Below are 12968 nucleotides of genomic sequence, written 5' to 3'. Positions count from 1 at the left end.
TGAAATTCCAAGGGAATGAGCTATGTACTCGGAGGCGGTTCAGTCGAGCCATCGGGCCTCGCAGCAGGCGGCCTGTAGAGACTATCTGCTCGACTGTTTACTCATTACAGCTCGCTGCCACGGCGAAACGCTGACCCGTGATGCAATCATGGCGGGGTTGCCTGCCAACAAGGCACGGCTTACCCCTGGGCTGTTCGCCCGTGCGGCCCGCAGGGCGCGGTTCAGTTCCCAACTGGTGCGAAGCCCGCTTGTGCGGCTCAACCCGGCGTTGTTGCCAGCAATTTTGTTGCTGCGCGATGGAAGCGCGTGTGTACTGACTGGGTGGGATGCCCAGCAAACTGTAGCGCACGTGATCTATGCCGATTTGCCCGACAGCCAAGTCGTGGTGGACCGCGTCGCCCTGGAGGCGCTCTACAGTGGTTCGTCCATCTACTTGCGGCCGACCATGCGTTTTGACGCTCGGGCTCCGCAAGTTCATGCAGGCCGCCAAGGGCACTGGTTCTGGAGTGTCATAGCGGAGAACAGAGGGCTGTATCGGGACGTGCTGCTGGCGGCGTTCATTGCCAACTTGCTTGCCCTGGGGTTGCCTATTTTTGTTCGAGTGGTGTATGACCGGGTGGTTCCCAACAACGCACTGGACACACTGTGGGTGCTGGCGGTGGGACTAATGGTTGTGCTGGTGGGAGATTTGGTGCTGCGCATCCTGCGCAGTCGTTTTGTGGATCTGGCCAGCAGTCGTGCTGACATTCGTTTGTCCGCGTTGATCATGGAGCGTGTGCTGGGCATGAGGATGGAGCTGCGCACCACGTCGGCTGGCTCCTTTGCCGCAAACCTGCGCGCTTTTGAGGCCGTTCGGGACTTCATCGGATCGGCCACGGTGATCGCCTTTATTGACCTGCCTTTCGCGCTGATTTTCATGGCGGTCATCGCATGGATAGCTCCGCCCATGTTGATCCCCCTGGTTGTTGGATGCGCCTTCATGCTGCTCTTCTCCCTTGGTGTTCAAAGGCAGATGCGTCGCCTTTCCGAAACTGCCCATAGAGCGGGTGCGCAGCGCAACGCCACGTTGATAGAAGGGCTCGTGGGTATGGAGACGCTTAAGACCTTGGGGGCAGAGGCTGTCGTGCAACGCAAATGGGAGCAGAGCGTCGCCTTGCTATCACGGGTGGGGGTCCAGTTGCGATTCCTGTCCACATCGGTCATGCAAAGCTCCTCCTTCGTACAGCAGTTAATCAGTTTGGTAATCGTGATCATTGGCGTTTACATGATCGCGGACAAGCAACTCACCATCGGTGGCCTGATCGCGTGCACCATGCTCGCGTCCCGGGCTATGGTTCCAGTGGGGCAAGTGGCCGGCTTGCTGGTTCAGTACCATGCGGCGTCTACTGCGCTCAGCTCCCTTGACGAGGTGATGCAGCGCGAGGTGGAGCGTCCGGAAGGGGCGGGTTTCATCAGCCGTGGCGCTCTGCTCGGTGCCATAGAGTTCCGTGATGTCAGCTTCACCTATCCGGGGCAGCAAGTGCCCGCTTTGCGCAAGCTGTCTTTTTCCATCCAGCCCGGGGAGCGGGTTGCGATTCTTGGACGCATTGGCTCCGGGAAGACCACCTTGGAAAAGCTGATTCTGGGGTTGTACCGCCCGTCAGAAGGGGCTGTTCTCATCGATGGCATTGACCACCGTCAACTGGACCCGGCAGAACTGCGTCGGCAGATTGGTTGTGTGCAGCAGGATGTCATGCTGTTTTATGGCACTTTGCGCGAGAACATCACCATGGGAGCCCCGCTGGCCGATGACGCAGAGGTGATCAAAGCGGCAGAAGTGGCGGGTATCCTGGACTTGGTCAATGGGCATCCGCAAGGTTTTGACATGGTGGTGGGAGAGCGTGGCGAGTCCCTCTCCGGTGGTCAGCGCCAGGGGGTTGCCATTGCGCGTGCCGTCATCAATGACCCTGCGATCCTGCTGCTCGACGAACCAACGTCTGCCATGGATCACTCCAGCGAAGAGGGGATCAAAAAGCGCTTGAGCGCTTTTAGCCAGGGCAAGACCTTGATTCTTGTCAGTCACCGGGTGTCGTTGCTTGACATGGTGGATCGCATCATAGTGATGGACGCCGGGCGCATAGTGGCGGACGGACCCAAGGACCAGGTTGTCACTGCCCTGCGGCAGGGCCGCATTGGAAAGGCGGCATGACCATGACCGCCAGTGCAGAACACGGTGCTTATGAAGCACGGCACCATGCAAGCCAAAGCGCCACAGTTGCAGGCGAAGGGTTGTTTGGGCGATTTCTGCAACGCGTGGCAAGGTCAAGCCATGGGCCGATTGATGCGGAGGGCGATGCTGATTGGGCCCGGCTGCAGCAAGAGCCACTTCGGGCCCGCCTTCTCTTGAGGTTTGCTGCACTGATCGTTTTGGTGCTGCTGGGTTGGGCGGCGGTATCCCCGATTGACGAGGTAACTCGTGGAGATGCGAAAGTGGTCCCATCCAGTCAAGTACAGATAGTGCAGAGCGTGGACGGCGGGGTGGTGGAGTCGTTGCTGGTGCGTGAAGGTCAAGTGGTAGAGGCGGGTCAGCTTTTGATGAGTGTGGATCCCACACGGTTTGTGTCCAACATGCTGGAGAGTCGCGCCAGCCAGTTGGCGTTGCAGGCAAAAGCCTTGCGGCTGCAAGCTTTGACGCGGGGCTTGGCTTTTAACCCTTCACCTGAGTTGCAGCGTGATGCGCCAGAGATTGTGGCGCAGGAGCGGCGACTTTATGAGTCTCGTCGCGAGGAGATCAGTGCGCAGATATCGATCTCGCAAAATCAATTGATGCAGCGCCGCCAGGAATTGAATGAGGTACGGGCGCGTTTGGCACAGGCCAATCAGGGTATGGCATACCTGCAGCAGGAGTTGAGCGCCACCCGCCCCATGGTCAAAACCGGGGCGGTGTCAGAGGTCGAAGTTTTGCGGTTGGAGCGGGATGTATCCCGACTCAAAGGCGACCAGGAGCAGGCCACCGCCCAGATGTCCCGCGTGCAAGCCGCAATCCAGGAGGCAGAACGCCGCATTGAAGAGGTTCAACTGACTGCGCGCAATCAGATGAGTGCTGAGTTGTCAGAAACCATGAGCAAGCTTTCAAGCCTGTCAGAGGGCGGGCGGGCGCTTGCCGACAAAGTCAAACACGCTGAAATCAGGTCCCCCGTACGAGGTACCGTGAAGCGTGTGCTGGTGAACACCGTGGGCGGGGTGGTGCAGCCTGGCAAAGAGGTTCTGGAAATTGTGCCGCTGGATGACACCCTGATCCTTGAGGCCAAAATTTCGCCCAAGGACATTGCCTTCCTTGGCCCGGGGCAGAAGGCACTGGTGAAGTTCACGGCCTACGACTTTTCTATTTACGGTGGGCTCGATGCCGACGTGATCGGCATTGGCGCTGATTCACTCGTGGATGACAAAGGCAACGCTTTTTATCTGGTGCGGGTGCGTACCCACAAACCCAGCCTGGGGGACAGCCAGCCCATCATCCCTGGAATGGTGGCGCAGGTTGACATTCTCACTGGCAAGAAGACGATCCTGTCTTATCTGCTGAAGCCCGTCCTTCGAGCCAAGGCCAATGCACTGTCCGAACGATGAAAACCAGACATTGTTTTCTCACCGGGGCTCTGGTGAATGTGCCAGCCCGTTGGTACCAGGCGTTCCCTGAGGGCATTGCTTTGCCTGGCCCGCCGTTGCCTCCGCACGAACCGCCGAGCCCGGACAGCCCAGCCTCGGCAGGCGTAACTGTGGTGTGGGTGCCCGTCGCCCACACGAACTGGATGGAATGGCTGTTGCAGCTGTCAAGAGAAGCGCCCGCATGCCACCCTGTGGTTCTATCGGCGATGCCTGAGGATCAGGAGGCACTGCTTGCGTTGCAAGCGGGTGCAAAAGGATATGTCCATTTGCACTCCGCGCCCTCCTTGTTTAGGGAGGTGGCTGTTGTTGTAGAGCACGGCGGTCTATGGCCAGGGGCGGGTTTGGTGGCCCGGTTTCTTGCAGCCACGACCAACTTGCTGCAACGCAGCGAAACCGCGGGACGTGGTGACATTTCGATGCTATCGGCCCGCGAAAGCCAAGTGGCCAAGGCCGTAGCTGCGGGGCTCTCCAACAAAGAAGTGGCATCACGCTTGAACATTTCAGAGCGGACCGTCAAAGCACATCTGGGCGCTGTGTTTGAGAAGCTGGAGGTGCGTGACAGGCTTCAACTGGCGCTCTTCCTGTCTGCTGGTGCTCGCACACCTCGCAAGGCTGGCGCGGAGGGCGGTGATGCCTGATAAGCACCCCAATCCCAACCCCCTCAGTGAGACCGATGCCAGCCTTGCCCGGGTGACGGAAGATTTGATCAATCTCCTTGTTGAGCGAGGGGTGATCCGATTTACAGATTTGCCGCAGGCCGCCCAGGACAAACTGCTAGCCAGGCAACAAACCCGGTCTCATCTGGCCAATAGTTTGCGTCTGCTGAGTGATGAGGGTGAGGACGGCCTCTTGTGAGCAACGGGGTTTCTGCCAGCGTGTTCTGTCTCTGCTCGATCAGTCTGGTTGTTGCCGGTGCGCTGTCCTTTTTATCGCTCGCGCATGCGGGGTAAGCCGAAGTTGTACTTCAGTCCAATAGCCAGCCTTGCGTTACAGGGCTAACCTGCGTCCCATCTGCTGGAACGGATGCATTGAGCATTCCAAGCCATGCGGTTGTGGAGACGATCATGACTCAAATCGCTACCGTTGTTGCTGTCGTCGGGACCGCTTTTGCTACTGACACAGCGGGGATTCGCCACCAAGTGCAAGTTGGCGAGTCTCTGCAACTTGGGGATGTCATTGTTACCCTGGGAGACTCTCGCATTGAGTTGCAAATGAGCGACGGCGATGTTTTTCAGATGGCTGCGAATGAGAACGTGAAGCTCGATGACAGCATGGTGGAAGCGCCTGGAGGTACCCCTGCCGCAGAGAACAGCGTAGCCGATGGCAGCATTCAGGCTGTGATTGAGGCCCTGCAGCGTGGGGGTGACCTGGATGAATTGGAAGCCACCGCGGCGGGTGGCGGTGGCGGTGGCGGTGGCGGTGGCCATGGCTTTGTGCAGTTGCTGCGCAATGGGGAAGAGACCGATGGGGTGGAGTACCAGTTCGGTTTTGAACCCCAAGCAGCGGCGGCTTTGGTTGGCTCGGGTGATGCATTCATTGAGTCCGATGCCGATGCAGATGCCGATGCAGATGCCGATGCAGATGCCGATGCAGATGCCGATGCAGATGCCGATGCAGATGCCGATGCAGATGCCGATGCAGATGCCGATGCAGATGCCGATGCAGATGCCGATGCAGATGCCGATGCAGATGCCGATGCAGATGCCGATGCAGATGCCGATGCAGATGCAGATGCCGATGCCGATGCCGATGCCGATGCCGATGCCGATGCCGATGCCGATGCCGATGCCGATGCCGATGCCGATGCAGATGCAGATGCAGATGCAGATGCAGATGCAGATGCAGATGCAGATGCAGATGCAGATGCAGATGCAGATGCAGATGCAGATGCAGATGCAGATGCAGATGCAGATGCAGACAGTGATAGCGATTCGGATTCCGACAGTGACGATGACGCCGATTCGGATAACGACGCCGACAGCGACAATGACGCCGACAGCGACAATGACGCCGACAGCGACAACGACGCTGATTCGGACAACGACGCCGACAGCGACGATGACGCTGACTCGGACAACGATGCTGACTCGGACAACGACGCTGACTCGGACAACGACGCTGACTCGGACAACGACGCTGACAGCGACAACGATGCCGACTCGGACAACGATGCCGACAGCGACGATGACGCTGACTCGGATAACGACGCTGACTCGGATAACGACGCCGACAGCGACGATGACGCTGACTCGGACAACGATGCTGACAGCGACGATGACGCTGACTCGGATAACGACGCTGACAGCGACAACGACGCTGATTCGGACAACGACGCCGACAGTGACGATGACGCTGACTCGGACAACGACGCCGACAGCGACGATGACGCTGACTCGGACAACGACGCTGACTCGGATAACGACGCTGACAGCGACAACGATGCCGACTCGGACGACGACGCCGACAGTGACGATGACGCTGACTCGGACAACGACGCCGACAGCGACAACGACGCTGATTCGGACGACGACGCCGACAGTGACGATGACGCTGACTCGGACAACGACGCCGACAGCGACAACGACGCCGATTCGGACAACGATGCCGACAGCGACGATGACGCTGACTCGGACAACGATGCTGACTCGGATAACGACGCCGATTCGGACAACGATGCCGACAGCGACGATGACGCTGACTCGGATAACGATGCTGACAGCGACAACGATGCCGACTCGGACAACGATGCCGACTCGGACGACGACGCCGACAGTGACGATGACGCTGACTCGGACAACGACGCCGACAGCGACAACGACGCTGATTCGGACGACGACGCCGACAGTGACGATGACGCTGACTCGGACAACGACGCCGACAGCGACAACGACGCCGATTCGGACAACGATGCCGACAGCGACGATGACGCTGACTCGGACAACGACGCCGACAGTGACGATGACGCTGACTCGGACAACGATGCCGACAGCGACAATGACGCCGACTCGGACAACGATGCCGACTCGGATAACGACGCTGACAGCGACAATGACGCCGACAGCGACAACGACGCTGATTCGGACAACGATGCCGACAGCGACGATGACGCTGACTCGGATAACGATGCTGACAGCGACGATGACGCTGACTCGGATAACGATGCTGACTCGGATAACGACGCTGACAGCGACAACGATGCCGACTCGGACAACGATGCCGACAGCGACAATGACGCTGACTCGGACAACGACGCTGACAGCGACAATGACGCCGACAGCGACGAAGAGCCTCCTCAAGCCATGTCTTTTGCGGCTCGCACGGGTGGTGCAGGTGACGATGAGGAAGATGTGCCATCCGACAAGGGTGACTCTCCCCCCGGATCAGATGTCACCCCAGAGTCTCTTGACCTCCTGGGTGAAGAGGAGGACGGGCTTGGTGTGCCACCAGTTGCGTCGAATGAGGCGTCACCGCCCACAGAAGATTCGTCGAGCAGCGAGCCCATTGCATCTGAAGACCTTCTGCCAGACGAGGAGGAAGTTGCCGGTGTGCCGGGTAGCTCGGGAGGCTCAGGTGGTGGAGCAGCTCCGTCCGACGGAGGCGGGGGGCAACCCATGGATGTAGGAAGCGATCCAGGCGCCGATTTGGTAAATCAGGTTGCTCAAGAGATGACCCAAGGTGAAAAGCCCATGTGAACTGAACCGCGCATGGGTTCTTGAGCACCGCCGTGAAAGGCGGTGCTTTTTTTGTGCACACCAATGGCTATGCTGTGTGCTTGCGTCGGGCGGTCATTTGGGCAATCTGGCTACGTGCTCTCTGGACGCGCATGTTTGCTGTAACTTGGTGGCTGGTCTGAGGTACCAAAAACGGAGGTCTTTGCCCATGGCGTTGATGGCAACTGCGCTGAATGCTTTGCATGATTCCGTGCGTCAGGAGTGTCTGGAGTCCCGCCCTGGCGATACACCGTTGATCCTTTTCTTTTCTGTGTGCGATTCGACGAAGCGCGCCAAGATTCTGAGCGCAACAGGCGAGGCGTTCGATGAAGCCTGGGAAAACGGGAGGGCTCAATGCATGGCGTTGCCCATAGCGGATAGTGGTGAAGTATGCGAGGGCCCGTTGTGGTTGCGCATAGATGTGCCGTGGCATGTGTGGTGTTTGACGTGGGGCGAACTCAAACAGCGGCTTGCATCCACTAAGCGCAACTATTTTCGGTACGGAATCTCCCTGGATGAGCGTTTCGAAAACGCGTTTCTGGAGATGGAGGTCAATGCACATGCAATGTTCTACCCGCGGGGTGAAACTCCTCATGCAGTACTCAACGAGGGTAACTTCCTTCTGCATGCAAAAACCCGTTATGGACTGGAAGGGGTCTGCTTTGACGACGGGCAACCGGTGTGGATCTTTGAAACCCGTGGCTGGTTTGCAGACGGCCAATCAAGTTATCCGCTGATTGGTGGTGTTGGGGTAGATGCGGGGCGGCGAGAATTCACTGCCTGGAATGGGGCTGCCCTACTCGATGTGGTGGCTGGTGGGGCGGACCATCTAGCCCATCAGGTTGGAGATGATGGCCGGTTCGTTTACGGATTCTTCCCGTGCTTCGGTCGGCGAATTGAGAGCTACAACGCGTTGCGTCACGCCAGCACCCTGTTCTCCATGGTGGACGCTTGGGCTTCGTTGCGGTCCGATACCTTGTTACGGGCGATCGAACGCGCGTTGAGCTACATGCGAAGTGCACTTGTTCGGGTCTATGCGCAACCAGATGGCGACTCTATAGCGTACCTGGTAGACGAAGGTGGGGAGATCAAGTTGGGCGGCAGTGCGGTCGCGCTGCTGGCCTTGGTGCGCTTTGCCGAGGTGACGGGAAGCAATGAAGACGCCCCATTGATGGAGCAACTGGGGGCCGGCATGCTGGCGATGCAGAACCAGCGAACTGGGCAGTTTGTCCATGTTTTGAGTGCGGAAGATCTTTCTGTCAAACAAGCGTTTCGCATTGTTTACTACGATGGCGAGGCCGCATTTGCATTGATGCGCCTGTATGCGCATACCCATGAGCTGCGCTGGCTCAATGCCGTGGAAAAAGCCTTTGAGCACTTTGTAGCCGCTGAGCACTGGCGCAACCACGATCATTGGCTGGCCTACTGCACAGAGGAGTTGACGCGGTACTCGCCGCGAGAGAGCTACTTCATCTTTGGCCTGCGTAATGTGTTGGACCATCTCGATTTCGTGCTGGAGCGTGAAACCACATTTCCTACGCTGCTAGAACTCATGATGGCAACCCGAGCGATGATTGAACGGTTGCGCGCTCTTCCAGAGCTTCGATACTTGCTGGCGATGATTGATGAGTCCAAGTTTGAGCGAGCCTTGCATTTCCGCGCCAAATACTTGCTCAATGGTTTCTTCTGGCCCGAGTGGGCCATGTTCTTTCGGGAGCCGCACAAGATTTGTCGGAGTTTTTTTATCCGGCACCATGGCTTCAGGGTTCGGATTGACGATGTGGAGCACTACCTCTCGGGGCTAGTGGCCTACTACCGTGTTTTTTTTGGATCCTCGCAAAAGCGCGGACCGATGCGATGGACTGCGCAAAATATTGCAGCGGTGACTGGTGGCACATGGTGGCGCCCGCCCGGCGCGGAGTTTTCTGGAGCGGGAGGCGCCTGTACCTGGCCTCCCGCCATGCGGGAATGCGATGTGGTTTTTGTCAGGAGGCCGGGTTGCAAGGGCGGCATGCCCGAGTCGCTGCTGGCAGCGCTGCCGCTGACCCCTGCTGCGATCGTTTGCGTGGACCCGGGCCACATTGCGGCGCTGCAATCGGGTGCGTTGGTGGATGTTCCCGTGCTTGCGGTAGAGGATGAGTCTGCAGCGTTGCTGGCTATGGGCAAGGCGGCACGTGCGCAGATGAAGGCATGTTTTGTGGGGGTTACAGGTAGTGCTGGGAAAACCACCACGGTGGCCATGCTGGCTCATGCGCTGGCCGACTTTGGAAAAGTCGGCATGGCACGGGAGAGTGCCAATCTTCCTCACGGTATCGCGTGGAATTTGGCTTCTCTGCCTGTCGATGCGGACTATGTCGTGATGGAGATGGCTGTAGGCGATATGGCTCTTAACACCCGCCTGGTCAGGCCGGACGTTGCCGTATTTACGAATGTGGGGCCGGCGCATCTCAAGTATCACCACTCGGTGGCAGAGATCGCGCGCAAGAAATCACTGATGTTTGGCGGCATGTTGCCGGGGAGTGTTGCCGTTCTCAACCGCGATATGAACGAGTGGCAGATTGTGCATAAGGCTGCGTTGAGGCGGAATCTGAGAGTGGTCACTTATGGGAAGCACCCTGAGTGCGATGTGAGGCTAGACGCCTTTGAGCTGGGGCTTGCGCAAGTTTTCGCTTTTGGTGAGCGAGTTGAAGTACGTCTTTCGGCACAAGGGGAGCACATGGTCCTGAATGCCATGGCCGTGCTGGCGGTTGCTGGGGTTGTGGGTCGGGATGTGAAGCGTGTAGCCACGTCGCTGAGCCGATTCCTGCCTTTGCCTGGACGCGGTGAGCGCCACACTCTGGCTTGGGATGGCGGATGCAAATTGGAATTGGTGGATGAGTCCTACAACGCGAATCCCTTGTCCATGCACGCTGCGCTGGCGGCCGTTGCGAGGACTGGTTCAGGCCGATTGGTACTTGTTTTGGGTGACATGTTGGAACTGGGTGAAAACGAAGCGTCGATGCACCTGGCGCTGAAAGAGCCTATTCTCGCGACCGATGCCACGTTGATCATTCTTGTTGGAGCGCTCATGCAGGACTTGGCGCTGGAGGCGTGGCCTCCTGATCGCAAGGTTTTTCATTTCGATACTGTGGAGCAGGTGGGCGAGTGGGTGTTCCGTCAATTGCGGGGCAATGATCTGGTGTTGGTGAAGAGCTCAGCGGGGACGCGGCTGTCCGACTGGGTGAAGCGTTTGAAGGCGCATTCCGCTGCTGCAGCGCGAGTGCCGACGCCAAGCGCGGATTGGATATGACGATGGGCTGGCGCTCCCGATTTGGCTGGACAGCCGGGCTTGCCGCCCTGTGCTGCTCAAATGCATTCTCAGACTGGCGAGCACCGAGGGAGGCACTGGATCAGAGAGTCACAGAAGGTTCTGTGAATGTGTATTTCACGCGGTATGGGAGAGATGCTTTTGATGCATACAAAGTGTCTCTGCTGCAAGCCCAGCTGGCGGCGGCAGCTCTCTTTTTTGAGCAAGAGCTTGGCCTGCAGTCTCCGTTGAAAATGCCGAGATACCAAGGCCAGGTTCGACGCATTGATGTACACGTCCTTCAGTTGGCTCGTGGAAATGGTAGTGCTGGCGATGCGGCCATTCAGTATCGATACCGCAAGTTTGGCGAGCAAGAGGGGCGAGCGCTTACGTTGACCATAGGCGCTCATTGGGAGCCTCCCAACCTGACTCCGGCGCACGAACTCTTCCATGCGTACCAGTATGGGTACACTTTTTTCAAGAATTCTTGGTTCCTAGAGGGGTTGGCGCGTTCCTTGGAAAACGCCATGGAGGGAGTCTCCGGAGCCGAAACTGCGTTGCCAAGAAATGTGAGCGAGTGGCATCTGCTTGTCCGAGAGTCCTATGGTGCGCACCTTATGTGGAGCCGACTTATGCGGCTTTGCGAGCCTGCTTGCAAACCTGTACTTAAACCCTTTGCGAAGCCTTGCGGCGCCCCTTTGGTAAAGGCAACCTTGGAGGCACTTGGCGAGGTGCAAGCAACAGTCACCAAGGTGCGCGGGCTGAACCCGGCTGATTGGCCAGAAGACGAGCAGCGCAATGTGGCTAACGTTCCATACATGGCCCAGGGCTTGCGGAGCGCTATCGCAAGAGCTTGCGCTGCACCTCGTTCCGAAGAACTTCAAGAGTTTGAGCGACTTCTTGTCCAGGCTACTGAAGCGCCCGCATTGGAAAAGCCACGCTGAGGGAGTTGTGCACAGCAGTTGGTGATGGGCCATAGACATCAATGGATGTCTGGTGTTTTTTTACATTGATCCTGTTTTTGCAGTGCCTTGATCGCGGCTGGGTGACCACTCTCTGCTGCCAGCTCCAAGGCCAGTCTGCAGGACAAAGGAGGGAGGTGGCGCGCCAGGAGTACGAGTGCACCCGCTTGGCCCGTGGATGCTGCAAATTCCAATTGCTTTCGTGCAGGTGATTCCGGCGAGCAGGAAGCACCCTGTCGCAACATGGCTTTGGCGAGTTGGTAATGAGCTGCGGGGCTGCCAGTTTCTGCTGCGGATTGCAGTAGCTGCTGTTTTCGGCAGGCATGTTCTGCATCGTCGGGGAGTGCCTTGGCCAGCAAGCGTTGCGCTCTGGGGTATCCCTGTTTTGCCGCAGCTTCAAGCCAAGCCAAAGCGGCCTCTGGTTGCCCGGTGTCGAGCAAACGATTAGCCAACTCACATTGAAAAGTTGTGGCTCCGTGCTCGGCGCCCAGTAGCAAATAGTCTTGGCCGACGATGGCCTCGAATTCGATGGTTTCTCTTTCCGCGTTGACCGCGATAGAGGAGCATGTTTTCTTCAACTGGGTTAGATCGTATGCAATATTGCGCAGCGAAGGGCTGCGGGCGAGCCATTGCAGTGCCACAGCGCTGACTTCCCGTGGCAAGTCGCGGGGCCACCGTGGTTGCTCCAGAAGGTGGGCGACGGCCCAGTAGTGCTTGTCTTTGACTTCGCTGCAGTGGAATGGCTCGCGTCCGGTGGCTAGATACACGGCCAGCCAGCCCAGCGAGTAAAAGTCGCTGCCAGGTCCATGTTGGCCAAAATAGCATTCGGGGGCCATGTAGCTGGATTTTGCGCGCAGTGTTTCGCTGGGAAGCTCATGGGTGAACTCGCTGGCCCCCCAGTCAATCAACGATACACGATGGCCCTCCAAAAGAATGTTGGAGTGCTTGATGTCCTTGTGTAGAAGTCCTTTGGAGTGGGCGTGTTGAAGGATGTCCAGCAGCTGCTGGACGATGCCCAGCGTATCTGCACTTGAGAGCGGGCCGGTGCGGCGCACATGGTGGTCCAGCCGGACTCCTGGCATGAGGGTCGTGACCATGCACAATTGCCCACGTTGGTCGCGCCCATGGTCTATCAAGGCTGGAACCCCTGCAAACCCGTCGAGTGCAATCAAGGCCCGCACTTCTCTCAATAGGGTGTTGACGTGCGTGGGATTCTTCAGGATCTTGATGGCAAATTTTCCCGGGAGGTCTGGGTGTATGCAGCGATAGGCTTGCGCAAGGCCACCTCCGCCCAGGCGGTCCTCAATCCGGTATTGCCAGGGGCCCAATGATTGAAGCATAGGGGTAACGTTGTGGTGCCAGGTG

8 protein-coding genes are annotated in these 12968 nt (G+C 58.2%); 7 read left to right on the top strand and 1 reads right to left on the bottom strand.

Annotated elements, in window-relative coordinates:
• The first annotated feature begins 22 nt into the window (after positions 1-22).
• From ACTPOI_RS23850 to ACTPOI_RS23820, 7 genes are all read left to right on the top strand, one after another.
• The gene (locus ACTPOI_RS23850; protein ID WP_440113624.1) at positions 23-2188 is read left to right on the top strand and encodes a type I secretion system permease/ATPase; all 2166 of its coding nucleotides are present in this window, start codon (positions 23-25) and stop codon (positions 2186-2188) included.
• On the top strand, positions 2185-3606 hold the full coding sequence (locus tag ACTPOI_RS23845) for an HlyD family type I secretion periplasmic adaptor subunit (protein WP_165773956.1): 1422 nt from the start codon (positions 2185-2187) through the stop codon (positions 3604-3606). Before ACTPOI_RS23850 ends, ACTPOI_RS23845 begins: the two co-directional genes overlap by 4 nt.
• 182 nt (positions 3607-3788) lie before the next feature.
• The gene (locus tag ACTPOI_RS23840; protein WP_205734187.1) at positions 3789-4283 is read left to right on the top strand and encodes a helix-turn-helix transcriptional regulator; all 495 of its coding nucleotides are present in this window, start codon (positions 3789-3791) and stop codon (positions 4281-4283) included.
• Positions 4276-4500, top strand: coding sequence for a hypothetical protein (locus tag ACTPOI_RS23835; RefSeq protein ID WP_094291506.1), 225 nt, complete (start codon positions 4276-4278; stop codon positions 4498-4500). The genes ACTPOI_RS23840 and ACTPOI_RS23835 overlap by 8 nt, the downstream gene beginning before the upstream one ends.
• Positions 4501-4709: 209 nt before the next feature.
• On the top strand, positions 4710-7337 hold the full coding sequence (locus ACTPOI_RS23830) for a retention module-containing protein (RefSeq protein ID WP_440113619.1): 2628 nt from the start codon (positions 4710-4712) through the stop codon (positions 7335-7337).
• A gap of 187 nt (positions 7338-7524) precedes the next feature.
• Positions 7525-10644: a UDP-N-acetylmuramoyl-tripeptide--D-alanyl-D-alanine ligase gene (locus tag ACTPOI_RS23825; protein ID WP_440113616.1), complete on the top strand. Its 3120-nt coding sequence runs from the start codon at positions 7525-7527 to the stop codon at positions 10642-10644.
• A gap of 122 nt (positions 10645-10766) precedes the next feature.
• Complete coding sequence (locus ACTPOI_RS23820) at positions 10767-11585, top strand: hypothetical protein (RefSeq protein WP_440113613.1); 819 nt, start codon at positions 10767-10769, stop codon at positions 11583-11585.
• 38 nt (positions 11586-11623) lie between these two features.
• On the opposite strand, the gene ACTPOI_RS23815 is transcribed toward ACTPOI_RS23820, so the two are convergent.
• Positions 11624-12943, bottom strand: coding sequence for a serine/threonine protein kinase (locus ACTPOI_RS23815; protein WP_440113610.1), 1320 nt, complete (start codon positions 12941-12943; stop codon positions 11624-11626).
• Positions 12944-12968 lie beyond the last annotated feature (25 nt).

The sequence above is a fragment of the Acidovorax sp. BL-A-41-H1 genome (assembly GCF_051942715.1).
Note: the sequence above shows the minus strand (reverse complement) of the source record. Positions and strands in the feature narration are given on the sequence as shown.